Annotated in this window: 21 protein-coding genes; 13 read left to right on the forward strand and 8 right to left on the reverse strand. The window is 71.4% G+C overall.

Annotation, left to right across the window (positions count from 1 at the left end; translation table 11 throughout):
- Nucleotides 1-143: 143 nt before the first annotated feature.
- Both OG885_RS37115 and OG885_RS37120 read left to right on the forward strand, forming a co-directional pair.
- Complete coding sequence (locus OG885_RS37115) at nt 144-1,469, forward strand: hemolysin family protein (RefSeq protein ID WP_405739354.1); 1,326 nt, start codon at nt 144-146, stop codon at nt 1,467-1,469.
- The gene (locus tag OG885_RS37120) at nt 1,466-2,551 is read left to right on the forward strand and encodes a hemolysin family protein (protein WP_405739357.1); all 1,086 of its coding nucleotides are present in this window, start codon (nt 1,466-1,468) and stop codon (nt 2,549-2,551) included. Before OG885_RS37115 ends, OG885_RS37120 begins: the two co-directional genes overlap by 4 nt.
- Nucleotides 2,552-2,564: 13 nt before the next feature.
- Here OG885_RS37120 and OG885_RS37125 read toward each other — a convergent pair whose 3' ends face one another.
- Together OG885_RS37125 and OG885_RS37130 are read right to left on the reverse strand one after the other, a co-directional pair.
- Entirely contained in the window at nt 2,565-4,421 is a 1,857-nt protein-coding gene (locus tag OG885_RS37125; RefSeq protein ID WP_405739360.1) for an AAA family ATPase, read from the reverse strand.
- Between the two features lie 432 nt (nt 4,422-4,853).
- A complete protein-coding gene (locus tag OG885_RS37130) occupies nt 4,854-5,474 on the reverse strand; it encodes a uridine kinase (protein ID WP_405739363.1) in 621 nt (206 codons plus the stop codon).
- Nucleotides 5,475-5,685: 211 nt separating this feature from the next.
- Between OG885_RS37130 and OG885_RS37135 the strand changes: the two genes are divergently transcribed.
- From OG885_RS37135 to OG885_RS37145, 3 genes are all read left to right on the forward strand, one after another.
- Nucleotides 5,686-7,050 carry a peptidase C39 family protein gene (locus tag OG885_RS37135; RefSeq protein WP_405739366.1) on the forward strand — a complete coding sequence of 455 codons (1,365 nt, stop codon included), beginning with the start codon at nt 5,686-5,688 and terminating at the stop codon, nt 7,048-7,050.
- Between the two features lie 84 nt (nt 7,051-7,134).
- Nucleotides 7,135-7,275: an SCO1431 family membrane protein gene (locus OG885_RS37140; RefSeq protein WP_405739369.1), complete on the forward strand. Its 141-nt coding sequence runs from the start codon at nt 7,135-7,137 to the stop codon at nt 7,273-7,275.
- Between the two features lie 65 nt (nt 7,276-7,340).
- Complete coding sequence (locus OG885_RS37145) at nt 7,341-8,000, forward strand: TetR/AcrR family transcriptional regulator (protein WP_399958428.1); 660 nt, start codon at nt 7,341-7,343, stop codon at nt 7,998-8,000.
- A 60-nt stretch (nt 8,001-8,060) separates the two neighbouring features.
- Here the strand turns inward: OG885_RS37145 and OG885_RS37150 are convergent, their stop codons facing one another.
- Nucleotides 8,061-9,299: a glycoside hydrolase family 18 protein gene (locus OG885_RS37150; RefSeq protein ID WP_405739372.1), complete on the reverse strand. Its 1,239-nt coding sequence runs from the start codon at nt 9,297-9,299 to the stop codon at nt 8,061-8,063.
- Nucleotides 9,300-9,637: 338 nt separating this feature from the next.
- Between OG885_RS37150 and OG885_RS37155 the strand changes: the two genes are divergently transcribed.
- The 3 genes from OG885_RS37155 to OG885_RS37165 all read left to right on the forward strand — a co-directional run bounded on the left by OG885_RS37155 (nt 9,638) and on the right by OG885_RS37165 (nt 13,363).
- Complete coding sequence (locus OG885_RS37155; protein ID WP_405739375.1) at nt 9,638-10,810, forward strand: acyl-CoA dehydrogenase family protein; 1,173 nt, start codon at nt 9,638-9,640, stop codon at nt 10,808-10,810.
- A gap of 340 nt (nt 10,811-11,150) precedes the next feature.
- On the forward strand, nt 11,151-12,260 hold the full coding sequence (locus OG885_RS37160) for a hypothetical protein (protein ID WP_405739378.1): 1,110 nt from the start codon (nt 11,151-11,153) through the stop codon (nt 12,258-12,260).
- Nucleotides 12,261-12,262: 2 nt separating this feature from the next.
- Nucleotides 12,263-13,363 carry a phosphotransferase family protein gene (locus OG885_RS37165; RefSeq protein ID WP_405739381.1) on the forward strand — a complete coding sequence of 367 codons (1,101 nt, stop codon included), beginning with the start codon at nt 12,263-12,265 and terminating at the stop codon, nt 13,361-13,363.
- A gap of 28 nt (nt 13,364-13,391) precedes the next feature.
- Here OG885_RS37165 and OG885_RS37170 read toward each other — a convergent pair whose 3' ends face one another.
- Nucleotides 13,392-13,826 carry a hypothetical protein gene (locus OG885_RS37170; RefSeq protein WP_405739384.1) on the reverse strand — a complete coding sequence of 145 codons (435 nt, stop codon included), beginning with the start codon at nt 13,824-13,826 and terminating at the stop codon, nt 13,392-13,394.
- A 267-nt stretch (nt 13,827-14,093) separates the two neighbouring features.
- Between OG885_RS37170 and OG885_RS37175 the strand changes: the two genes are divergently transcribed.
- From OG885_RS37175 to fxsA, 4 genes are all read left to right on the forward strand, one after another.
- Nucleotides 14,094-14,534, forward strand: a complete 441-nt coding sequence (locus OG885_RS37175; RefSeq protein WP_030677853.1) for an Lrp/AsnC family transcriptional regulator — start codon at nt 14,094-14,096, stop codon at nt 14,532-14,534.
- Nucleotides 14,535-14,938: 404 nt separating this feature from the next.
- Nucleotides 14,939-16,537: an amidohydrolase gene (locus tag OG885_RS37180; protein ID WP_405739387.1), complete on the forward strand. Its 1,599-nt coding sequence runs from the start codon at nt 14,939-14,941 to the stop codon at nt 16,535-16,537.
- A gap of 537 nt (nt 16,538-17,074) precedes the next feature.
- Nucleotides 17,075-17,929 carry a polyprenol monophosphomannose synthase gene (locus tag OG885_RS37185; protein WP_405739390.1) on the forward strand — a complete coding sequence of 285 codons (855 nt, stop codon included), beginning with the start codon at nt 17,075-17,077 and terminating at the stop codon, nt 17,927-17,929.
- A 103-nt stretch (nt 17,930-18,032) separates the two neighbouring features.
- Nucleotides 18,033-18,587, forward strand: a complete 555-nt coding sequence (gene fxsA / locus OG885_RS37190; protein WP_399958444.1) for an FxsA family membrane protein — start codon at nt 18,033-18,035, stop codon at nt 18,585-18,587.
- A 139-nt stretch (nt 18,588-18,726) separates the two neighbouring features.
- On the opposite strand, the gene OG885_RS37195 is transcribed toward fxsA, so the two are convergent.
- The 4 genes from OG885_RS37195 to OG885_RS37210 form a co-directional block, all read right to left on the reverse strand.
- A complete protein-coding gene (locus OG885_RS37195; protein WP_003977404.1) occupies nt 18,727-19,101 on the reverse strand; it encodes an RNA polymerase-binding protein RbpA in 375 nt (124 codons plus the stop codon).
- A 255-nt stretch (nt 19,102-19,356) separates the two neighbouring features.
- Nucleotides 19,357-20,691 (reverse strand): MFS transporter, encoded by a 1,335-nt coding sequence (locus OG885_RS37200; protein ID WP_405739393.1) that lies wholly within the window; start codon nt 20,689-20,691, stop codon nt 19,357-19,359.
- 54 nt (nt 20,692-20,745) lie between these two features.
- Nucleotides 20,746-21,513: a glycerophosphodiester phosphodiesterase gene (locus OG885_RS37205; protein ID WP_405739396.1), complete on the reverse strand. Its 768-nt coding sequence runs from the start codon at nt 21,511-21,513 to the stop codon at nt 20,746-20,748.
- The gene (locus OG885_RS37210) at nt 21,510-22,163 is read right to left on the reverse strand and encodes a YitT family protein (RefSeq protein WP_405739398.1); all 654 of its coding nucleotides are present in this window, start codon (nt 22,161-22,163) and stop codon (nt 21,510-21,512) included. The genes OG885_RS37205 and OG885_RS37210 overlap by 4 nt, the downstream gene beginning before the upstream one ends.
- 99 nt (nt 22,164-22,262) lie before the next feature.
- Here OG885_RS37210 and OG885_RS37215 point away from each other — a divergent pair, with 99 nt between their 5' ends.
- On the forward strand, nt 22,263-23,762 hold the full coding sequence (locus tag OG885_RS37215) for a PLP-dependent aminotransferase family protein (RefSeq protein ID WP_405739401.1): 1,500 nt from the start codon (nt 22,263-22,265) through the stop codon (nt 23,760-23,762).
- Nucleotides 23,763-23,838: the final 76 nt, after the last annotated feature.

Here is a 23,838-nt window from a genome sequence, read left to right on the forward strand (position 1 = left end):
TTCGTCGCGCCTCCGCCGCTGATGTCCCGACCGGCCCTCAGCGGCCCACTGCTACCCGAGGAGTGATTCCCTCCAGCGATGGACGGATCGTCCTGTAGTACCTGCGCCGCCCCCTCCCGACATACCGGTGAGGCGGCGGCATCATGACCACCCCCCTGCTGCTCCTGGCAGCCGCCTTCGTGCTGATTCTCGCCAACGGCTTCTTCGTCGCGGCCGAGTTCGGCCTGGTGACCGTCGAGCGGCCGGACGCAGAGAAGGCCGCCGCCGAGGGCGACAAACGCGCCCGTACGGTCGTCGAGTCGCTCAAGGAGCTCTCCTTCCAGCTCTCCGGCACCCAGCTCGGCATCACCATCACCTCCCTCGTCGTCGGCATGCTCGCCGAGCCGGCCCTCGCGGAGCTGCTGCACGGCCCGTTCACCGCGATCGGCATCCCCGAGGGTGCCGTCTCCGGTGTCGCGGTCGTCTTCGGCATGCTGCTGGCGTCCGCCGTGCAGATGGTGATCGGCGAACTGGTGCCCAAGAACTGGGCCGTGTCCAAGCCGCTCCAGGTCGCGCGCTTCGTCGCCGGCCCGCAACACGCGTTCGCGCGCCTGTTCCGCCCGGTCATCGCCGCGCTGAACGCCGTCGCCAACCGACTCGTCCGCGCCCTCGGCGTCGAGCCCACCGAAGAGCTGGCCTCCGCCCGCACCCCCGGTGAACTCGTCTCCCTGGCCCGGCACTCGGCGCAGGCCGGCACCCTGGAGCAGGACACCGCCGACCTGTTCGTGCGCACCCTGTCGCTCGCCGAACTCACCGCGCAGCACGTCATGACCCCGCGCGTGAAGGTCAGCTCGCTCCAGTCGTCGGCGACCGCCGAGGACGTCGTCAACCTGACCCGGGCGACCGGTCTGTCCCGCTTCCCCGTCTACCGGGAGAAGATCGACGAGATCGTCGGCATGGTCCACCTCAAGGACGCCCTGGCCGTCCCCTCCCACGACCGGCTGCGCACCCCGGTGGGCCGGATCGCCCGCCCCGCGCTGCTCGTGCCGGAGACCCTCCCGGTCCAGCCGCTCCTCGCGCAGCTGCGCAGCGAGCAGCCGATCGCCGTCGTCGTCGACGAGTACGGCGGTACGGCCGGCGTGGTCACCCTGGAGGACATCGTCGAGGAGATCGTCGGCGAGGTCCGTGACGAGCACGACGGCCAGGACGTGCCCGAACTCGCCGCCGCCCCGCCGGAGGACGGCCGTCCCGCCTGGGACGCCGACGGCAGCTGCCGTGTCGACATCCTCCAGCGCATAGGCCTCGACGTACCCGAGGGGCCCTACGAAACGGTCGCAGGCCTGGTCGCCGACCTGCTCGGCCGGATCCCCGCCGTCGGTGACAAGGCGGAACTGCCCGGCTGGCGGCTCTCGGTGCGCCGGGTCGGGCACTACCGCGCCGAGCGGGTCCGCCTCGTCCGGACGGGTGTCGTCGTGGAGGCTGCCCGATGAGCGTGCTCCAACTTCTCTTCGCCGGGCTGCTCGTGCTCGCCAACGGCTTCTTCGTCGGCGCCGAGTTCGCGCTGGTCTCCGTGCGCCGCAGCCAGATCGAGCCACTCGGCACGGCCCGCGCCCGTCAGGTCCTCTACGGCCTGGAGCGGCTGCCCCAGATGATGGCCGCCGCGCAGTTCGGCATCACCGTCTGCTCGCTGACGCTGGGCGCGGTGGCCGAACCGACCGTCGCGCATCTGCTGGAGCCCGTCTTCGAGTGGATCCATCTGCCGCACGGCATGATCCACCCGCTGGGCTATGTGATCGCGCTCGCCGCGGTGGTCTTCTTCCACCTCGTCATCGGCGAGATGGTCCCGAAGAACCTCGCGATGGCTGCCCCGGAGAAGGCCGCGCTGTGGCTGAGCCCCGGTCTGGTCGTCTTCGCCCGCTTCTGCAAGCCGATCACGATCGCCCTCGGTGCCTGTGCCCGGGCCATCCTGCGCCTCTTCGGCGTCGAGCCCAAGGACGAGGTCGAGGCGGTCTTCACCAGCGAACAGCTCAACCGCCTGGTGGAGGACTCCGGTCAGGCCGGTCTCCTCGACCCCGAGGAGCAGGAACGTCTGGAGGACGCGCTGGAGCTGGGCTCCCGCCCGGTCACGGACGTCCTGCTGGGGCGCGAGTCGCTGGTCACCGTCGGCCCATCGATCACCCCGGGCCAGGTGGTCGAACTGACCGCGCGCACCGGCTACTCCCGTTTCCCGGTGGTCGCCGACAACGGAGCCTTCATGGGCTATCTGCACGTCAAGGACGTACTGGACCTGGAGGAGTCCGAGCGGGCGGTGCCGCAGCACATCTGGCGCTCCATGACGACCCTGCGCTCCGAACTCCCCCTGGACGACGCCCTGACGGTGATGCGCCGTGCGGCGACCCACCTGGCCCAGGTCGCGGACGCGTCCGGCAAGGTGCTGGGGCTGGTCGCCCTGGAGGATGTACTCGAACTCCTGGTCGGCGAGGTGACGGACCCGGCGCATCGGAAGACGACGCAGGTGAAGGTGACGGAGCCCCGCGTGAGCGGGGAGCCGGAGGAGGCGCTGGCCAAGTAAGGCCGGGCGGGGGCTACAGGGCCGACGGGTCCTGGGGTCCCCGCCCCGACAGCACCTCGCCGTACGCCTGCATCAGATCCGGCAGCCGCAGGGTCGACAGGTCGTCCCGGGTCAGCATCCCCGGGTACGTCGACAGCCGTAGATCCCGGTACGCGCAGCTCTTCTCGTACAGCGTCCGCAGGAACCTTCCGTTGCCGAGCTCGTCGATCCAGCCCTGGTCCACCACGTGCCCGGCGATGGAGCGCAGTTCGTCCAGCGCCTCCTCGTCCCAGATGTCACCGTTGTCCGCGGCGAGGACCTCGCCGATCGAGGTCAGTTCCAGCGGCCGGTAGGACGGGAAGTCGACGCGGCTGGTGAAGCGCGACGACAGTCCTGGGTTGGCGGCGAGGAGGCGGTCCATGCCCTCGGGATAGCCGGCCAGGATCACCACCAGGTGGTCCCGGTTGTCCTCGGCCCGCTTCAGCAGCACCTGGAGGGCCTCGTCGCCGTACGCGTCGCCCTTGCCGTAGCCGGAGTTGGACAGGGAGTACGCCTCGTCGACGAAGAGGACCCCGCCGATCGCGGAATCGATGAGCTCGTTGGCCTTCACGGCGGTCTGCCCGAGGTACTCGCCGACGAGGTCGGCCCGTTGGGCCTCCACCAGATGGTCGCCGCCGAGCAGGCCGAGGGCGTAGAAGACGCGGCCCAGGATGCGGGCGACGGTGGTCTTGCCGGTGCCGGAGGGGCCGGAGAAGACGAAGTGCCGCTTGGGCGGCTGGACCGGCAGCCCCTGCCCGGCGCGCAGCCGGGCCATGTTCAACTGCGCGGAGAGCGCCTTGACCTGCCGCTTCACGGGCTCCAGGCCCACCATGCGCTCCAGTTCGGTGAGCGCCTCCTCGAGTAAGACGGGGTCGGTGGGCCCGGCGGGCAGCGCCGGGGAGGGGACCAGCCTCTCGCGCACCGCGGGATCGGTCACCGACGGCAGCGGTCCGGTCGGCAGGTCGGGCTCGGACAGCCTGAGGTCACGGCCCTCGGCGCCGAAGAGCGGATCCAGCCCGTCCGGCCCGTCCAGTACGTCCTGCGCGCCGGACAGCGTGATCGCCGCGAGGTCGGCCGCGTCGTCGTACCCGTCGGACTCGGTGATCGCCGCCAGTCGGGCCGAGGTGTCCATGAACGCCGGGTCGACCCGGTGCACGGCGCGGTAGAGGGGGAGCGCGGCGGCGGAGCGGCCGGTGCCCTCGTGGGCCCGGGCGAGCCAGTAGCGCAGTTCCTTGCGCTGCGGCTGCTCGCTGCGGCAGCGCATCAGCGCCGCCGACAGCAGTGGTTCGGCCTGGCCGTACATCTCCAGGCGTACCCGGGCCATGCCACCGAACAGCCCCGCCTCGATGCCGAGCAGCGGATCGTCGATCAACGGGTCGGTGTGCCGGACGAGTTGGTCCCAGTCCTTGACCAGGTAGGACCGGCAGGCGTGCAGGAAACGCACCTGCGGATCGGCGTCCACGGGCGGCAGACCCGCCAACGCCCGGTCCAGTTCCGGGACATGGCGTCCGTCCAGCCAGTGCGAGGCGTGCGCGAGCAGCAGGTCGCGCGGGCTCTCCAGTACCGGCTGCACCCACCAGCCCAGCCAGTACCAGGAGTTGAGGGTGCGGCGATGCCGGGCGCGCTGTTCCCCGAAGCGCTCCCGGTGCCGGAACATCCTCAGCAGCGCGGTCGTCGTGTCGACGCGCAGCGCGTGCAGCCCGAGCCAGCCGTCGGCCATCCCCGGGTCCATCCGCACCGCGGCGCGGAACTCCTCCTCCGCCTGCGGATAGGCGCCCATCGTGTAGGCATCCACACCTCGCAGCCAGGCGAGGTCGGCCGGGGCCTGCGGGCCCTGCGTGCCGAAGTCCATCACGTCCCCCACAAACCGTGCCCCCGCTGGTTGGCCACCGAGCCGTCGCCCGCCGACCGCCTTGATCGAACCGCCTTGCGGCGGACCGGAGTTGCGACGGTGCGCAGAGCTGCCGTCCGTAGGTCGCACCGAGGGCATCGTACCCGCGGGGGTGGGGCCCGCCGAAGGGTGCCGCACAGGACGTTTGACGAGGTGGGAGCAGATGGGGCGCATTCCCGATGGTGACCGAGGGTGAGCGAATCGCGCCTCGGAGCGCCCGAAAAGGGGGCCCAGGGCAGAACGAAGCCCCCGATCACGGGGGAACAACCGGGGGCTTCGCGACTGCGGGCGGCTACGAAAGGCCGCGCATTGAGAACGTAAGTCCTGTACGGCCCCTCGGTCAAGCCGAGTTGAAGCACTCCGGGAAGTTCGGCCGCAAGGGTCTTCACAAGTTCAGCACATTGCGGATGGTCCGTCACCCTGAGTGATTTCCCGGTCCGGTCCAGCGGTCCCGGCGGGCCCGGGAAGCACCTCGTACCCCTTCTCTCCCTGCCGCACCAGAAGATCGGCGAAGGGCCGGGAAGGGTCCTCCGCGAAGTGCGCGCGTTCCGCCCGGACCCACCCGGCCCAGAACTCCCGCTGCTCCGCCCCGTCCCGGGAGCGTCCCCGGTCCCAGGACTCCTCACGGGGCAACTCCATCCACAGCAGCTGCGCGAGGTGCGGCCGCAGGGCCCGGCGCCCCGCACCGACGCCCTCGACGAGGACCACAGGGGCCGGGGCCAGCTCCCGGACCGGTCCGAAGCGCCGCGCGTGCCAGTCATAGGGGGCGTAGCGCGCGCTCTCTCCTCGCCGCAAGGGCTCGATCACCTGCTCCAGCAACCGCCCGGTCCAGCCGAACAGCTCCTCATGGCTCGCGATGTCGTCGAGATGCAGCACCGGCGCACCACCGAGGGCGACCGCCAACTCCCCGGCGAACGTGGACTTCCCGGACCCGGCGTGCCCATCGACCCCGACCAGCCGGACCGGCCCGCAGGACGGGGCCAGCCGCCGGAGCCGGGAGACGAGCTGGTGCATGGCCGGTTCCTGGGGTGTCGAGGGATGTCGAGGGGTGGTGAGCGCTGTGCGACTTTAGCCTCCGCAGGTCATGCCAGTGGTCGAGGCCAATATTCGTGGGCGTGGCATGGGGCGAAGTGCTGGCAGGAGCCTGTTGGGTGTGGTCATAGTGGGCGCACAAACGTGCAGGGGATCTGCCCGAACTCGGACACACTTGGGGGTCGTTCCACCCATGAGCAGAGCCGAACAGCCGTCCCGGAGAACCGTTCTGGCCGCCGCGGTCGCCGCCGCGGTGGCGGGCAGTGCGGGCCCGGCCGTCGCCGCCGGCGCCACGACCGACGCCAGGGGGCCCGCCCAAGCGCCCGCCCGCCTGGTCGACAACCGTTTCTGGACGTCGTACGCCGACTGGCGTGGCGGCCTCGCGAAGGGCACGCGCGCCGTCGCGGGCGCCCGTCCGGGGCTGGTGATCGGCGCCGCGGCCGGCACCGTCGACTACACCGACCCGCACACCGGCACGACCGCCTCCTGGGAGTACGGGACCTGGACGTCCCCCGTCCACAAGCTGGCCGTCCCCTCCACGGAGGCCATCGCGTCCTGGAACGCGCACACGCCGGACGGCACCTGGCTCCAGGTGGAGCTGAAGGGCACGTACTCCGACGGCACGGCGACCCCCTGGTACGTGATGGGCCGTTGGGCGGCCGGTGACCAGGACATCCGGCGGACCTCGGTGGACGACCAGACCGACGACAAGAGCAGCATCTGGACGGACACCTTCTCGATCGACGACCCGGCGACCGGGTTGCGCCTCACCTCGTACCGGCTGCGGCTGACCCTCTACCGCAAGCCGGGGACGAAGAAGACCCCCACCGTGTGGCGGCTCGGCGCGATGGGGTCCGACATCCCCGACCGGTTCTCCGTGCCCGCCTCCACACCGGGGCTCGCCCAGGAGCTGAGCGTTCCGCGGTACTCGCAGGAGATCCACGCGGGTCAGTACCCCGAGTACGACAACGGCGGCGAGGCCTGGTGCAGCCCCACCTCCTCGCAGATGATCATCGAGTACTGGGGCGGCCGGCTCACTCCCGAGCAGCTGGCCTGGGTCGATCCGACGTACGCCGATCCGCAGGTGTGCCACGCGGCCCGGTACACGTTCGACTACCAGTACGCCGGCTGCGGCAACTGGCCGTTCAACGCCGCCTACGCGGCCACCTTCGACGGCCTCCAGGGCGTGGTCACCCGGCTCGGCTCGCTCACCGATCTGGAGACGCTGATCGCGGCGGGCATCCCGGCCATAACGTCCCAGTCCTTCCTCAAGGAGGAACTCACCGGCGCGGGATACGGCACCTCCGGGCACCTGATGACCGTCATCGGCTTCACCGCCGAGGGCGATGTGATCGCCAACGACCCGGCCTCGCCCAGCGACGAGGCGGTGCGGCGTGTCTACAAGCGGGCCGAGTGGGAGAAGATCTGGCTCCGCACCAAGCGGTACAACGCCAGCGGCAAGGTGGTCTCCGGCACAGGCGGCGTCTGCTACCTGTACTTCCCCGCGCGCCCGACCCCGCGGCAGTGCAAGGCGCTCGCGGCGGTGGGAGTGCGCTGAACCGATGCGGGGCCCCGGTGCGTGCCGGGGCCCTGTGACCAAGCTCTCGGCCGCAAAAGCCCCGGCCGGTGGCAAGGTGGACGAATGACCGCATCAGCAGCCACAGCCACCCGCACCCGCACCGGCGGCCCCCGGGACGACGGCCCGAAGGTCCTCGAACACATCGCGGGCTGGGCGCTCGTCCTGGTGATCGCGATGCTCGTGACCCAGCTCGGCCTTCTGTGACCTGACTCCCGCTTGACCTGACATACTGCGGGAGTCCCGCCACCAGCCCGAGACCAGGGTCGAAATTGAATATCAGTGATCAGCGTGCAGCCGCCCGGCCACGGGCGCGCGGCACCGAGCGCTCGGTCGCACGCCGCGCCGAACTCATCGCGATCGGGCGGCGGTTGTTCGCCGACACCTCGTACGACGCGCTCTCCATGGACGACATCGCCCGTCAGGCGCATGTCGCCAAGGGGCTGATCTACTACTACTTCCAGTCCAAGCGCGGCTACTACCTGGCGATCATCCAGGACTCCGTCGCCGACCTGGTCACCTTCGCGGCGAGCGGTCTCCAACTGCCCCAACTGGACCGGGTCCAGCGCACGATCGACAGCTATCTGCGCTACGCCGAGCACAACCAGGCCGCCTACCGCACGGTCGTCAGCGGCGGCGTCGGCTTCGACACCGAGGTGCACGCCATCCGGGACGGCGTGCGCGAGGCGATCGTCGCGACCATAGCCGAGGGGGCCTACGGCCGCACCGACATCGCCCCACTGGCCCGCATGGGCCTGCTGGCCTGGGTGTGCAGCGTCGAGGGCGCCACCCTCGACTGGATCGACCGCCCCGAACTGCCCCGCGACACCATGCGCGAGCTCCTCGTGAGGACGCTGGGCGGCGCCCTGCGCGCCATCGAGGAACTGGACCCGTCCTACCCGGCCCCGGAGCCGGCCCGCCGGGACGTCTGAGGCCCGACGCCACTCGGGGCGGAGGCCACGGCCCCCACCCCAAGTACGCTCACTCCACGGTCAGTTGATCGCCTTGATCAGCTCCCCGCCCGTGGTGTCACCGCTCAGCTCCCAGAAGAACGTGCCGCCGAGCCCCTGCTGGTTCTTGTACGCCATCTTCGTCCCGATGGTCGCGGGCGTGTCGTAACTCCACCAGTTGTTCCCGCACTTGGCGTACGCGGTGCCGGCCACGGTCCCGGTCGCCGGGCACTTCGACTTCAGCACCTTGTAGTCCTCGATGCCCTGCTCGTAGGTCCCCGCCGCCGGGCCGGTCGCCGTGCCGCCGGGCGCCGCCTGGGTGACGCCGGTCCAGCCGCGGCCGTAGAAGCCGATGCCGAGCAGCAGCTTCGAGGCCGGGACGCCGAGGCCCTTGAGCTTGGCGATGGTCGCCGAGGTGTAGTAGTTCGCCGTCGGGATGCCCGAGTAGGAGTTCAGCGGCGAGTGCGGTGCCGTCGGACCGGTCGAGGCCCAGGCGCCGAAGTAGTCGTACGTCATCGGGTTGTACCAGTCGACGTACTGGGCCGCGCCCGCGTAGTTCGCCGCGTCGATCTTGCCGCCCGAGGTGGCGTCGGCGGTGATGGCGGCGGTGACCAGGTTGGCGCCGCCGAACTTCGAACGCAGCGCCGCCATCAGGTTCTTGAACGCCTCACGCCCGCTGGTGTCACAGGTGTTGCCGCAGGCGTTCGGGTACTCCCAGTCGATGTCGATGCCGTCGAAGACATCGGCCCACTTCGAGTTCTCGACCAGGTCGTAGCAGGACTGGGCGAACGCGGCCGGGTTCTTCGCCGCCTCGCCGAAGCCGCTCGACCAGGTCCAGCCGCCGAAGGACCACAGGACCTTGAGGCCGGGGTGCTTCTTCTTCAGCTCCCGCAGCTGGTTGAAGTTGCCGCGCAGCGGCTGGTCCCAGGTGTCGGCGACCCCGTCCACCGACTCGGCGGCGGTGTAGGTCCGGTCGGTGGCGGCGTAGGCGTCGCCCATCGCGCACTTGCCGCCGGTGACGTTGCCGAAGGCGTAGTTGATGTGCGTGAGCCTGGCCGCGGAGCCGGAGGTCTCGATGTTCTTGACGTAGTACTTGCGGTCGTAGGTGCCCCATTCGGTGAAGTAGCCGACGACCTTCGAACCGGCTTTCACCGTGGGCTTCGCGGCGGGCTCGGCGGTCGCGGTACCCGCGCCGGCCAGCAGTCCGGCGCCCAGGACCGCGCAACAGGCGGCCGACACGAGCGCCCGGAATCGGGTGCGGGGACGGGGGGAGTCGTGCATCGGGTGTCTCCTCGTGGGGGAGAGGGGAGCGTGCGCCGATTGGCATGAACGCGGTAAGGCGTGTGGTCCGTCACGGTAGGAGGACTAGACCAGTACGTCAATGGTTCGGACCAATTTCGCGCTCTTCGAGCCTCACTCCAGGTTTCCTGAAGTAAGCGGTCGTTAACTGGTGACTCGGTGCCGCCGATCGGGCATACTCACAGCGCAGAGCCGCTGGTCAGCAGCTTCCGAGACCCGGGAGTGCGAGCATCGGCACAGCCCTCAGCAAGACCCGGCGGAGTCGCCCCCACCCAGGGCGCACATCCGTCGAAGTGCCCGACAGGGAGGAGAGCGTCGCCATGCCCGACCGCGCCCCGCAGCCGGTGGACCGTCAACTGCCCACGGACGAGGCCCGGGATCTGATCTCACTCGTCCGCGACATCGCGCAGCGAGAGATCGCCCCGAAGGCGGCCGAGGAGGAGGACGCCGGACGGTTCCCGCGCGAGATCTTCACCCTGCTCTCGGAGTCCGGCCTGCTCGGACTGCCCTACGACACCGAGTACGGCGGCGGCGACCAGCCGTACGAGGTCTACCTCCAGGTCCTCGAAGAGCTCGCCGCGGCCCGCCTCACCGTGGGCCTCGGGGTGAGCGTGCACACCCTCGCCTCCTACGCCCTCGCCGCCTACGGCAGCAAGGAGCAGCAGGTCGAACACCTGCCCGCGATGCTCGGCGGCGGCCTGCTCGGCGCGTACTGCCTCTCCGAACCGGCCTCCGGCTCGGACGCTGCGTCCCTGCGGACCCGGGCGGTCCGTGACGGAGACGACTGGGTCATCACCGGCACCAAGGCCTGGATCACCCACGGCGGCATCGCCGACTTCTACACCGTCATGGCGCGCACCGGCGAGGAGGGCGCCCGCGGGATCACGGCCTTCCTGGTGCCGGGCGACGCGGCGGGCCTCAGCGGGGCCGTGCCGGAGAAGAAGATGGGCATGAAGGGTTCGCCCACCGCCCAGGTCCACCTCGACGGCGTGCGCGTGGGCGACGACCGGCGGCTCGGCGACGAGGGGCAGGGTTTCGCCATCGCCCTGTCCGCGCTGGACTCCGGACGCCTCGGCATCGCGGCCTGCGCGATCGGCGTGGCCCAGGCGGCGCTGGACGCGGCCGTGGGGTACGCGACGGAGCGGCGGCAGTTCGGCAAGCCCATCGCCGACTTCCAGGGGCTGCGGTTCATGCTCGCCGACATGGCCACCCAGATCGAGGCGGGCCGCGCCCTGTATCTGTCGGCGGCGCGGCTGCGGGACGCGGGCCGGCCGTTCGCCAAGCAGGCCGCGATGGCCAAGCTGCTGTGCACCGACGCGGCGATGAAGGTCACCACGGACGCCGTCCAGGTCCTCGGGGGCTACGGCTACACCGCGGACTTCCCGGTGGAGCGCTATATGCGCGAGGCCAAGGTCCTCCAGATCGTCGAGGGCACCAACCAGATCCAGCGGATGGTCATCGCCCGTCACCTGGCGGGGCCGGAGACGCGCTGAACTGGCCCGGTCTGACCTGCGGCGCCGCGAGCCGGACCCACTCCGGGTCGTGGCGCCCGGGCAGGGTCCGGCCCCGGTCGGCCCACATCCGCAGCAGATCGCGGTAGATCGGCGGATCCTGCTGCTGCGGCGGCGGAACCGATTCTGCCGGGGGCGGCACGAACACTCGGCGCTGACGCCCGGTCGCTGAATATGTGGGGGTCATACCAGGGCAACGCGGTGACGGCCGGGCAGGTCACCCGACGACGGAATCGACAGTGAGTTCACGGCCGTCCCCGTGTCTGGCCTCCGACGCCTGTCTGACGTACCGTCAGCCCAGCCGTCCCCAGGGAGGTTGGCCGTGGCCGACGACCGCCCCGTACCGCTCGACGAGTACCCGGTGCACCAGGTCCCCCTCTCCATGAAGCATGTGGCGACCGGCGACCGGAACGCCTACGACCGCTGCATCTTCCACGTCCTCGACCACGAGGGCCGCGCCCTGCTGATCCTCGGGCTCGGCGTGTACCCGAACCTGGGCGTGATCGACGCGTACGCCACCCTGCGCACCGGCGGGGTCCTGCACGCGGTGCGCGCCTCGGACGCCCTCGGCGAGGACCGCATGCGGCTCGTCGTCGGTCCGCTCCGGATCGAGGTCGAGGACCCGCTGCGCCGACTGCGCCTGGTCTGCGACGACGACGCGCTGTCGTACGACCTCCTCTGGACCGCCGACTTCCCGGCCCTCTGGGAACCCCACCACGTCCAGCGCCGCGGCGACCGGCTCACCCTGGAGGGGCGGCGGTTCGTGCAGGCCGGGAGCGTGGCGGGGGTCGTCCGCGCGGCCGGCGAGGAGTTCCGGGTCACGCCGGGGGAGTGGACCGGCACGCGGGACCGCAGCTGGGGTGTGCGACCGATGCCCGGCGAGGAGGGCGGCCGACTCGCCGCGGAGCACCCCACCGAGGGCTTCCACTGGATCTGGTGCCCCGTCCGCTTCCCGGACCGGTTCCTGATGGTGATCGTCCAGGAGGACGCCGACGGCTACCGCACCCTCAACGACGCCACCCTCGTCCGCCCCGGCCATCGGGACCGCCAACTCGGCTGGCCCCAGCCGGAGATCACCTACCGCCCCGGCACCCGCCACCCCGAGCGAGCCCTCATCCACCTCGGCGACCCGCGGGGGCCCCAGGAGCTGGAGGTGGAGATCCTCACCTCCTCCCCGCTGGCCCTCGGCGCCGGCTACCCGCCCGCCGACGACTGGCAGCACGGCACCTGGCGCGGCCACGGCTGGACCGACCGCCGCACCTACGACCTGACCGAGCCGCACCCGCTCGCCGGGTACGGGGTCACCGACCACGCCGCCCGCTTCCGCCTCGACGGACAGACCGGCCACGGCATCTTCGAGCACGGCTCCTTCGGCCGGCACGACCCGAGCGGGTTCACCGGCTTCGACTCAGTGGCACCGCAGGGGAGTTGACGATGACGTCCCGGCAAGAGCCACGCCCTCGTACGACCACCCGCGACCCGGAGGACCTCGCCCGCCGCCTCACCACCTGGCTCGACACCCGGCTGCCCGGCGCGAAGGCCACCGGCATGACCGTGCCCGCCTCGAACGGCATGTCCAGCGAGACCCTTCTCTTCGACATCGAACACCCCGAACCACCGCTGCGCTCCTGCGCGTTGAGGCTGGCCGCGGACCCGGCGGCGTACACCGTCTTCCCGGTCTACGACATGGTCCGCCAGTACCGCACGATGCGCGCCGTCGGCGAACACTCCGACCTGCCCGTGCCCCGGGTGCTGTGGCTGGAGGAGGACCCGGGCCCGCTCGGCGCGCCCTTCTTCGTCATGGAGCGCGTGGAGGGCCGCGTGCCGCCGGACGTCATGCCGTACACCTACGAGGGCAACTGGCTGCACGCGGCGAGCGACGAGGAACGCGAGCGCCTGGAGGCGGACACCGTAGGGCTGTTGGCCCGACTGCACGACCAAGTGCCGGTGCGCGCGGCCGAGTTCCTGTCGCTCCCCGGCGAGGGTGACGCGCTTCGCCGCCATGTCATGGCCCAACGGGCCTACTACGACTGGGTGATCGACGGCACAGCCCGCTCACCTCTCATCGAGGCAGGATTCGACCGACTGGAGGAGATGTGGCCCGACGATCCGGGCCCGCCCGTCCTCAACTGGGGCGACGCGCGCATCGGGAACATCGTCTACGACGGCTTCGCACCCGCCGCCGTCCTCGACTGGGAGATGGCGGCCCTCGCTCCACGCGAGGTCGACCTCGGCTGGACCGTCTATCTGCACCGCTTCTTCCAGGACCTGACCGAAGCCTTCGGGCAGCGCGGACTGCCCGACTTCCTGCGCCGCGACCGCATCGAGGCGCGCTACGCCGAACTCACCGGCCACACCCCGCGCGACATGGACTTCTACACCCTCTACGCCGCTCTGCGGCAGGCCGTCGTCATGCTGCGGGTCGCCTATCGGCAGGTGCACTTCGGCGAGGCCGTCGTCCCGCCCGACCCGGACACACTGATCCTGCACCACGGCAGCCTGCGAGCCATGGTGCAGGGCAGCTACTGGGACTGAGCGACGAACAACCGGCCGGCGCGTGGGCTCAGGCGGCGTGGCGTCGCATCTCGGGGACCCTCATGGGGCGTGAGCCCGGCCCGCCGACGTGCGAGAAGGGCTGGGTCCGCCAGTCGAGACCCTGAGGGAGCGTCAACAGCAGGGCGGTGTCCTGCTCCTGGGGCTCGACGTCCTCGTCCGCGGGGCGCGCCTCGGCGGCGCGGCGGCCCGTACCGGCGCAGACCGTGAGACCGAAGGGGTTCCAGGGCGAGGCGCACAGCGCGTGCTCCGGCAGGACCTCCTCGTCCGCCAGCAGTGCGATGGGCTGCGCACAGTCCGGGCAGATCACCCGGAACATCTCGAAGGTGTCGTACGCTTCGAACTCGTCGTCGAGGGCGTCGGGTTCGACGCCCTCCGGCTCGGGCTCGGCGACCGCCTGGAGTCGCTTGGGTGCGGTACGACCAGGGCGCTGAAGACTCTGCATGGGTTCTCCCCCTCGGGCTGGGCCGTGAAGGCGCTGCGGCCTCGACCACAGCAAGCACTTCCCGCCCGGTCTCGGCGGTAATCACGAGAACATCACGGAGACCGTCCGGGGCCTGTGTCCTTCGTCACATGCCCCGCGCAGGTGCCCGGCGCGGTCGTTTTGTCCCTCAGTCGGCTCACAGGCTGCTCTCGGCCACATCACGAACCGGGTATGACCTGGGCTGCTCAGGTATCCGAGGAGATCACCCGCGCTGTAAGTTCTTGCGCCATGGAGGAGCTGGACCGTCAAATCGTGCAGCTGCTCGTCAAGGACGGGCGGATGAGCTACACAGACCTCGGCAAGGCCACGGGCCTGTCCACGTCGGCCGTGCACCAGCGGGTGCGCCGGCTGGAGCAGCGTGGCGTCATCCGTGGCTATGCCGCCGTCGTCGACCCGGAGGCCGTCGGGCTGCCCATGACCGCCTTCATCTCGGTGAAGCCGTTCGACCCCAGCGCACCGGACGACATCGCCGAGCGTCTCGCTGGGGTGCCGGAGATCGAGGCCTGCCACAGCGTCGCCGGCGACGAGAACTACATCCTCAAGGTGCGGGTGGCCACGCCGCACGAGCTGGAGGAGCTGCTGGCTCGGCTGCGGTCGCTGGCGGGGGTGTCGACGCGGACGACGGTGGTGTTGTCGACGCCTTATGAGGCTCGCCCACCGAGGATCTGAGGGGCCTTTCGTCGGCGGGTGCGGGTTCGTGGGGGCTGGTCGCGCCCACGCGGCGAAGCCGCAGACCGAAACAGCCCCGCGCCCCTTGGGGCCTGTCCGGCGGATCATGCCGCAGACGCGGGGTCTGGCACGTCGGCCTGCGGCGTTGTCGTCGGTTGCCGACTCCCCCACTCTCGGCTGCGCTCGAGCGGGAGGGGGGCCCATCGCGTCGCCGCCCTCCTCCGCCCTGCAGCTTGGGGGTACCTCCCACGCCCTTAAGGCAGTGGGGGGGAGCACCAGCCCCCGCTTACCCGCGTCGATGAGGCGCCGCGGCTTTCCTGCGACTTGATCCACCGGACAGGCCCCAGGGCACTGACGGCGCCCCCTGTGCTGAGCGGTCCGCGTGACGCGCGAGACTGGTCCCCATGACTGAGCGCAGCCCCGAGCCCCAGACCGTCCTGCTCCGCCGCGGAGAGGTCCACAGCCCCGCTGATCCCTTCGCCACCGCGATGGTCGTCGAGCGGGGCCAGGTCGCCTGGGTGGGCTCCGAGGGCGCGGCCGACGCCTTCGCGGACGGTGTCGACGAGGTCGTCGACCTGGACGGCGCCCTGGTCACCCCCGCGTTCACCGACGCCCACGTCCACACCACCGCCACGGGCCTCGCCCTGACCGGCCTCGACCTGTCCGACGCGCCCTCCCTGGAGGCGGCCCTCGCCCTCGTCCGGGACTTCGCCGCCTCCCGCCCGGACGACCGCGTGCTGCTCGGCCACGGCTGGGACGCCGCCCGCTGGCCCGGTGGCCGTCCGCCCACGCGCGCTGAGCTCGACGCGGCCACCGGCGGCCGCCCGCTCTACCTCTCCCGCATCGACGTCCACTCCGCGGTCGTGACGACGGCCCTGCTCGACATGACCTCCCTGGGGCACGTGGAGGGGCCGCTCACCGCCGACGCCCACCACGCCGTACGCGCCACCGCGCTCGGCGCCATCACCCCGGCCCAGCGCGTCGAGGCCCAGCGCACCGCCCTCGCCCACGCCGCCTCCCTCGGCATCGGCTCCGTGCACGAGTGCGCCGGGCCTGACATCTCCTCCGAGGACGACTTCACCGGGCTGCTGCGGCTGGCCACCGAACAGGCCGGGCCGCGGGTCGTGGGCTACTGGGCCGAACGGGACGTCGACAAGGTGCGGGAGCTGGGCGCTCTCGGCGCCGCCGGGGACCTGTTCGTCGACGGCGCCCTCGGCTCCCACACCGCCTGTCTGCACCGCCCGTACACCGACGCCGAGCACACCGGCACCGCCTACCTGGACGCGGCCGCCGTCGCAGCCCATGTCGTGGAGTGCACCGAGGCGGGCCTCCAGGCGGGCTTCCACGCCATCGGCGACGCCGCCGTGACCGCCGTGGTCGAGGGCGTCCGCGCCGCCGCGGAGAAGGTCGGCCTGGCCCGCGTCCGCGCCGCCCGCCATCGCGTCGAGCACGCCGAGATGCTCACGCCCGAGACGATCGCCGCCTTCGCCGAGCTGGGCCTCACCGCCTCCGTGCAGCCCGCGTTCGACGCGCTGTGGGGCGGCGAGGACGGCATGTACGCCCAGCGTCTGGGCGCGGAGCGGGCCCGCACCCTGAACCCCTTCGCGGCCCTCCTGCGCGCCGGCGTACCGCTCGCCTTCGGCTCCGACAGTCCGGTCACCCCGCTCGACCCGTGGGGCACGGTCCGCGCCGCCGCCTTCCACCGCACCCCCGAGCACCGGGTCTCGGTCCGTGCCGCGTTCACCGCGCACACGCGGGGCGGCTGGCGGGCGGTCGGCCGGGACGACGCGGGCGTCCTGGTACCCGGCGCGCCCGCCGATTACGCGGTCTGGCGTACCGACGAGCTGGTCGTCCAGGCCCCGGACGACCGGGTCGCCCGCTGGTCCACCGACCCCCGCTCCGGCACCCCGGGCCTGCCCGACCTCTCCCCGGGCGCCGACCTGCCGATCTGCCTGCGGACCGTGGTCGGCGGACGGACGGTGTTCGTGCGGCCGAGCGAGTGATCTCCGGGGGTGGCACAGCTCCGTTCGGCTGCCGTCGCCGCCTCTCGCGACCTGCGCATCCTCCGCACTGACCTGGGCATTGAGGAGAGAGTCGCAGGTCAAACGGCTGTTGACAGCCAACGGCAGGGGGCCGGTAGGTTCGGCCCAGTCCACCACCGGACGCCCTACCGGGGAACGTCCGTGAACTCGTCGCCGCGCCGCTGGGTCAGGGGACGGTGTGCCGCACCGGGGCACCGCCACTGGGAGCCAGGCTCAGCGCCCGCGCCGCTGCGAGGGAACGTTCCGGCCGGTCGGGGAGGTGTGACCCGGGTGGGGCCCGGTCGCTCAGTAGACAACGGCTTTCGGTCGATCCGCAGCCAGCGGGTCCCAGGTCGGCCCGAAGGGCGCCGGGCCCCCATCCGCCGTACGCACAGGCGTCGAAAAGCGGGTACTTACCCAGCTCTTGTTAAAACGACACCACCATACGAACCTCCTGTCACGTCGGTGCACGCGCCGCGCACTATGGTGGACGCCTGCGGACGGACTGAAGGGGCAGTAGTGAACGACGGCGACGGGACCCTGGCGGGGAGGCAGTTCGGCCCGCTCGGCACGGCCTTGGTGATCATCCCGACCTACAACGAGGCGGAGAACATCAAGAAGATCGTCGGCCGGGTCCGCGAGTCGGTCCCCGACGCGCATGTGCTCGTCGCCGACGACAACAGCCCCGACGGCACCGGCAAGCTGGCCGACGAACTCGCCGCCTCGGACGACCATGTGCAGGTCCTGCACCGCAAGGGCAAGGAAGGCCTCGGCGCCGCCTACCTCGCGGGCTTCCGCTGGGGCCTGGACAACGGCTACGGGGTCCTGGTCGAGATGGACGCAGACGGCTCGCACCAGCCCGAGGAGCTGCCGCGGCTGCTGACCGCCCTCAAGGGCGCCGACCTCGTCCTCGGCTCGCGCTGGGTGCCCGGCGGCCGGGTGGTGAACTGGCCCAAGTCACGCGAGTTCATCTCCCGCGGCGGCAGCCTCTACTCCCGCGTCCTGCTCGACGTCCCCATCCGGGACGTCACCGGCGGCTACCGGGCCTTCCGCCGCGAGACCCTGGAGGGCCTCGGCCTCGACGAGGTCGCCTCCCAGGGCTACTGCTTCCAGGTCGACCTGGCCCGCCGCGCGATCAAGGCCGGCTATCACGTGGTCGAGGTGCCCATCACCTTCGTCGAGCGCGAACTCGGCGACTCCAAGATGAGCCGCGACATCCTGGTGGAAGCCCTGTGGCGGGTCACCACCTGGGGCGTGGGGGAGCGGGTCGGCAAGGTGCTGGGCAGCGACAAGAAGCCGGACACGAAGCCGGACGCGAAGCCGGACACGAAGCCGGACACCAGGGCGGACACGAAGGCCGACGAGAAGGCCTGACCCAGGCCCGACCCAGGCCTGACCTCGGTCGTCGTACGGCCGCACCGGCCCCGTTGATCGCCCCCTTATCCCGTGTTGAGCCGGTCCCAGGCACACTGGACGCATGACGACTGGCGCTCCGACCCCCACGTACCCCGCCCGGCCCCGGCGCTCCCGGCTGCGCACCTTTCTGCCGCTGGGGATCGCGGCATGGCTGGTGCTGGAGATCTGGCTGCTGACCGTGGTCGCCGGCGCCGCGAGCGGGTTCACGGTGTTCCTGCTGCTGCTCGCCGGGTTCGTGCTCGGCGCGGTGGTCATCAAGCGGGCGGGCCGACGTGCCTTCCAGAACCTCAACCAGGCGCTCCAGCGCGGCACGGCCCCCTCCAGCGGCGGTGGCAACGGCCTGTTGATGCTGGGCGGCCTGCTGCTGATGATCCCGGGCCTGATCTCGGACGTGATCGGCCTGGCGCTGCTGATCCCGCCGGTCCAGAAGGCGCTGAGCCGCTACACGGAGCGCACGGTGGAACGTCGGCTGCGCGAGGCCGCCCCGGGCACCCTGGGTGACGCCTTCCAGCAGGCCCGGATGCGCCGCCCCGACGGCAAGGTGGTCCAGGGCGAGGTCATCCGTGACGAGCCGGGCCGGACCCCCGAGGAGCCGCGCCCACCGCTGACGGGCTGACGGCCGCCTGTGACGGGCTGACCGCTCGCCTTTGACGGGCTGGCGGCCCGCGAACATGACTTCGGGCGCCGTACGTGAAACTCACGTACGGCGCCCGAAGTCATGTCGTGCGCAGTGTTTTCCGCTCAGGCCCTGGGGACTATGCGGACTTGCGGCTGTCCCGGGGGTGAACGGCGATGTTCATCGCCCCCGAGCGGAGTACCGCCAGACGCTCCTCGAGGACCTCTTCGAGTTCCTCGCGGGTGCGTCGCTCCATCAGCATGTCCCAATGTGTACGCGCGGGCTTGGCCTTCTTCTCTTCAGGGCCATCGCCGTCAACGAGGAGTGCCTGGGCCCCGCAGACCTTGCACTCCCACTCCGGCGGGATCTCCGCCTCGACCGAGAAGGGCATCTCAAACCGGTGCCCCTTCTCGCATGCGTACTCCACGGCCTGGCGCGGGGCCAGGTCGATGCCGCGGTCCGTCTCGTAGCTGGTCACCACGAGGCGCGTGCCGCGAAGAGCTCGCTCACTCATGAATCGTGCCTCCCGGGCTTGTCGCCCACAGGACAGGTGTCGCTGTCGTCGTCATCCGGTCAACGTCCGGTCGGCGGTAAAGATTCCCGTTCTGGGTCATGCGTCGCCGTCGTAGCCGCCCCTTGTTCTACCCACCGGCGCCCGGTTTGTCACATCTGCTAGCAGATGTCACCCAGCGTTTCGGCATCTTTGACGCGCAGTAACGGTACGCCAGGCAGGCCAAACGCGTACACTACCGCCCTTTCGCGTCGAACGCTAAATCTTCTCCGGAACGGGATTGCCCGCGTCGCCGATCGCCTGCCGTACGGGTACCCGCGCGAGCAGGACGAACCCGATCGCGAAGAAGGCGACCAGAGAGATGATCGCGTCCCGATAGCTCCCGGTCAGCTGGTAGGTGATCCCGAACAGCAACGGGCCCAGCCAGCTCATGCCCCGGTCGCTCATCTCGTACGCCGAGAAGTATTCGGCCTCCTTGCCGGGCGGTACGAGATGGGAGAACAGGGAGCGGGACAGGGCCTGGCTGCCGCCGAGGACGAGGCCGATCCCGGCGGCCAGCACGAAGAACCACACGGGTGCCCCGGCGGGCAGGAAGTAGCCGGCCGCCAAGGTCACCGTCCACGCGACCAGCGAGCCGAGAATCGTCCGCTTGGCGCCGTACGTGCGGGCCAGTCGGCCCATCCCGAGCGCGCCCGCGACCGCGAGCACCTGGACCAGCAGCACCGCCCCGATGAGTGTCGACTGGCCGAGGCCCAGTTCCTCGGAGCCGTAGACCGACGCCTGGGAGATCACGGTCTGGATGCCGTCGTTGTAGACGAGGTACGCCAGCAGGAACGACAGGGTCAGCGGGTGGCGGCGCATGTCCCGGACGGTGGCCGCCAGCTGCCGGAAGCCCGGCGCCGTCGCCTCCCTTGCCGGTGCCCGGCGGTCGCGCAGCCGCCGTAGCGGTACCAGGGTGAACGCGCCCCACCACAGGCCGGCGGAGGCCAGACAGATCCGGACGGCCATGCCCTCGGAGAGGCCGAAGGATTCGTGGCCGGTGTAGAGGACCAGGTTCACGACCAGGACGAGGGAGCCCGCCGCGTAGCCGAAGGCCCAGCCGCGGGAGGAGACCGCGTCCCGCTCCTCGGGCGGGGCGATCTGCGGGAGATAGGAGTTGTAGAGCATCGCCCCGACGGCCGACGCCGCGTTCGCGACGATCAGCAGCACGCCGCCGAGCAGATAGCGGTCGCCGCCGAGGAAGAACATGGCCGTGGTGGCCGCGGCTCCCGTGTAGGCGGCGGCCGCCAGGAGGGGCTTCTTACGGCCCGTGCGGTCGGCCGCCGCGCCCACCAGGGGCATCACGAGGACGGCCGCGATCACCGACAGGGACACCGAGTACGCGAAGAAGGACCCAGCGCGCACCGGGATGCCCAGCGGATGGACATAGCCGTCCGCATCAGCGGCGTCCTCGGCCACCGACGTCAGATAAGGGCCGAGGAACACGGTGAGCACGCTCGTCGAGTAGACGGAGCACGCCCAGTCGTAGAAGTACCAGCCGCGCTGTTCGCGCCGCCGGTCGGCGGCCTCCGCCACCAGGGTGTCCGTGCCCATCCCGCCCCTCGCTGGTCCCGCGCGCGGGTGGCGGTTGCGGGGTCGGGAGGTCACTCAGACCCAGACGCCGCGGTCCTCCATGACCTTGCGCAACGTGTCGATGTGATCGGTCATGATGCCATCGACTCCCAGGTCCAGAAGACGGTGCATGCGATCGGGATCGTTGATGGTCCACACGTGCACATGCAGCCCGCGCGCGTGGGCGGCGCGGACGAAGCGGTGGTCGACGACCTGGATGCCCGACTGGGCCTCCGGCACCTGGGCGGCGACCGCGGAGCGGCGCAGCGCGGCCGGGACGCCCCAGGAGCGCAGCCGCAGATTGAGCACCCCCCGGGTGCCGTACGAGGTGGCCAGGCGTGGGCCCGCCAGCCGCTGCGCGCGCATGACCCGGGCCTCGGAGAACGAGCCGACGCAGACGCGGTCCCAGGTGTGGGTGCGCTCGACGAGGTCGAGGAAGGGGTGGAGCGCCGACTCCGCCTTCAGATCGACGTTCCAGCGTGCGTCCGGGAAGGCCTCCAGGAGCTCCTCGAACAGCGGCACCGGTTCCTGCCCCGCCACGCGCGCGCGGCTCACGTCCGCCCAGGGCAGATCCGCGATCCGCCCCGCCCCGTCCGTCACCCGGTCCAGGGTCGCGTCGTGGAAGGCGACGAGCTTCCCGTCCGCCGTGGCGTGGACGTCGGTCTCCAGATACCGGTAGCCCGTCTCCACCGCCCGCCGGAACTGCGACAGGGTGTTCTCCAGGCCGTCCGCGGCCCCGCCCCGGTGGGCGAAGGGGATCGGGCCGGGATGGTCGAGGTAGGGGTGACGTATCCGGGTGCTCACCGACGCAGTATCGCTCCCCGGGGTTGCCCGCCGGCAACGACCGTGCTGCCGCCCGATGCCGACGGGACGTCGAAGACCCGCAGGAAGAACTGGGCGAGGGGACCGATGGAGACCGCGTACAGCACCGTCCCCACGCCGATCGTGCCGCCGAGGAGGAAGCCGGTCACGACCACCGCGATCTCGACGGCCGTCCGCATCAGCCGGACCGAGCGTCCCGTGCGCCGGTGCAGACCGGTCATCAGGCCGTCCCGGGGGCCGGGTCCGAAGCGGGCGGCGATGTAGAGGCCGGTCGCCACACCGTTCAGGACGATGCCGGCGGCGAGGAGGGGGATCCGCACGGCCAGGGTGTGTGCCTCGGGGACCACCGCGAGCGTGCCGTCCATCACGACGCCGATCACGAACACGTTGGACACGGTGCCGAGGCCGGGGCGCTGACGCAGCGGGATCCACAGGAGCAGCACGGCCGCGCCCACGACGATCGACACGACCCCGATCGTCAGCCCGGTCAGCTCGGCGAGGCCCTGGTGCAGCACGTTCCAGGGCTCAAGTCCCAGACCCGCCTCGACGAGCAGCGCGGAACTCGCGCCATAGAGGGCGAGACCGACATACAGCTGGATCAGCCGACGCCCGAGTCGGCTCTGTGCGGACAAGTGGTGCCCCTTGTGGTCGTGGTGGCCTGCTCCATGACACCCTGGGGCTTGGGTGGAAGCCTCATCCATGGCCAATTCCGGGAAGGTGGACTGATTTCCATGGCGCAGTGGACCTCGGCGGTGGGACCGGCGCAGCTCGCTCGGCTGCTCAACTCCCAGCAGGACCGCCCCGCGGGCCCCGGCACCCGCCGCCCGCCCGCCTACCGCGCCCTGGCCGACGGCATCCGGCTGCTGGTCCTGGAGGGCCGCGTCCCGGTGGCCGCCCGCCTGCCCGCGGAACGCGAACTGGCCCTGGCCCTGTCCGTCAGCCGTACGACGGTGGCGGCGGCCTACGAGGCGCTGCGCACCGAGGGATTCCTGGAGTCACGGCGTGGCGCGGGAAGTTGGACGGCGGTACCGGCCGGCAACCCGCTGCCCGCGCGCGGCCTCGAACCCCTGCCGCCCGAGGCCCTGGGCTCGATGATCGACCTCGGCTGCGCGGCCCTGCCGGCGCCCGAGCCGTGGCTGACCCGAGCCGTTCAGGGCGCCCTGGAAGAGCTGCCGCCCTACGCCCACACCCACGGCGACTACCCCGCGGGGCTGCCCGCGCTGCGCTCGATGATCGCCGAGCGGTACACCGCGCGGGGCATCCCGACCATGCCCGAGCAGATCATGGTGACGACCGGCGCGATGGGGGCCATCGACGCCATCTGCCATCTCTTCGGGGGGCGCGGCGAACGCATCGCCGTCGAGTCGCCGTCGTACGCCAACATCCTCCAGCTGATGCGTGAGGCGGGCGCGCGGCTGGTGCCGGTCGCGATGGCCGACGGGCTCGCCGGATGGGACATGGACCGCTGGCGCCAGGTGCTGCGGGACGCGGCGCCCCGGATCGCCTATGTCGTCGCCGACTTCCACAACCCGACCGGCGCGCTCGCCGGCGACGACCAGCGGCGGCAACTCGTCGACGCGGCGCGCTCGGCGGGGACCGTGCTGGTCGCCGACGAGACGATGACGGAGCTCTGGCTGGAGGAAGGCGTCGAGATGCCGCGCCCAGTCTGCGGCTTCGACCCCGCGGGCTCCACCGTGATCACCGTCGGCTCGGCCAGCAAGGCGTTCTGGGCGGGGATGCGCATCGGATGGGTGCGGGCCGCGCCGGACGTGATCCGCAGCCTCGTCGCCGCGCGGGCCTACGCGGATCTGGGCACGCCGGTGCTGGAGCAGCTGGCGGTGAACTGGCTGTTCAGCACGGGCGGCTGGGAACAGGCGGTACAGGTGCGGCGCGAGCAGGCCCTGGAGAACCGGGATGCCTTGGTGGCGGCGGTGCGCAGGGAGCTGCCGACCTGGGAGTTCGACGTACCGCGCGGCGGACTGACGCTGTGGGTACGGGCGGGCGGCCTGTCCGGGTCCCGGCTGGCCGAGGCGGGGGAGCGCGTCGGGGTACGGGTACCGTCCGGGCCGCGCTTCGGGGTCGACGGGGCTTTCGAGGGCTATGTGCGGCTGCCGTTCACCGTGGGGGGCGCGGTCGCGGACGAGGCGGCGGCGCGATTGGCGGCGGCGGCACGGATCGTGGAGAGCGGGGGGACAGGGGGCGGGGAGGCACCGCGTACTTTCGTGGCCTAACAGAGCCTGGAGCTACCCAGGGGCGCGGGGAACTGCGCGAACAACCCCCACGCGCCCGCAGTCGCACGACCCACCC

The organism is Streptomyces sp. NBC_00028 (genome assembly GCF_045041065.1).
Classification (GTDB): Bacteria; Actinomycetota; Actinomycetes; order Streptomycetales; family Streptomycetaceae; genus Streptomyces.

Coding starts and splice junctions, on each gene's coding strand:
- OG885_RS37140 (WP_405739369.1), top strand. CDS start 7,135: ATGACCGCATCAGCAGCCACAGCCACCCGCACCCGCACCGGCGGCCCC.
- OG885_RS37165 (WP_405739381.1), top strand. CDS start 12,263: ATGACGTCCCGGCAAGAGCCACGCCCTCGTACGACCACCCGCGACCCG.
- OG885_RS37135 (WP_405739366.1), top strand. CDS start 5,686: ATGAGCAGAGCCGAACAGCCGTCCCGGAGAACCGTTCTGGCCGCCGCG.
- OG885_RS37130 (WP_405739363.1), bottom strand. CDS start 5,474: ATGCACCAGCTCGTCTCCCGGCTCCGGCGGCTGGCCCCGTCCTGCGGG.
- OG885_RS37175 (WP_030677853.1), top strand. CDS start 14,094: ATGGAGGAGCTGGACCGTCAAATCGTGCAGCTGCTCGTCAAGGACGGG.
- OG885_RS37195 (WP_003977404.1), bottom strand. CDS start 19,101: ATGAGTGAGCGAGCTCTTCGCGGCACGCGCCTCGTGGTGACCAGCTAC.
- OG885_RS37200 (WP_405739393.1), bottom strand. CDS start 20,691: ATGGGCACGGACACCCTGGTGGCGGAGGCCGCCGACCGGCGGCGCGAA.
- OG885_RS37180 (WP_405739387.1), top strand. CDS start 14,939: ATGACTGAGCGCAGCCCCGAGCCCCAGACCGTCCTGCTCCGCCGCGGA.
- OG885_RS37215 (WP_405739401.1), top strand. CDS start 22,263: ATGGCGCAGTGGACCTCGGCGGTGGGACCGGCGCAGCTCGCTCGGCTG.
- OG885_RS37120 (WP_405739357.1), top strand. CDS start 1,466: ATGAGCGTGCTCCAACTTCTCTTCGCCGGGCTGCTCGTGCTCGCCAAC.
- OG885_RS37155 (WP_405739375.1), top strand. CDS start 9,638: ATGCCCGACCGCGCCCCGCAGCCGGTGGACCGTCAACTGCCCACGGAC.
- OG885_RS37150 (WP_405739372.1), bottom strand. CDS start 9,299: ATGCACGACTCCCCCCGTCCCCGCACCCGATTCCGGGCGCTCGTGTCG.
- OG885_RS37125 (WP_405739360.1), bottom strand. CDS start 4,421: ATGGACTTCGGCACGCAGGGCCCGCAGGCCCCGGCCGACCTCGCCTGG.
- OG885_RS37115 (WP_405739354.1), top strand. CDS start 144: ATGACCACCCCCCTGCTGCTCCTGGCAGCCGCCTTCGTGCTGATTCTC.
- fxsA (WP_399958444.1), top strand. CDS start 18,033: ATGACGACTGGCGCTCCGACCCCCACGTACCCCGCCCGGCCCCGGCGC.
- OG885_RS37170 (WP_405739384.1), bottom strand. CDS start 13,826: ATGCAGAGTCTTCAGCGCCCTGGTCGTACCGCACCCAAGCGACTCCAG.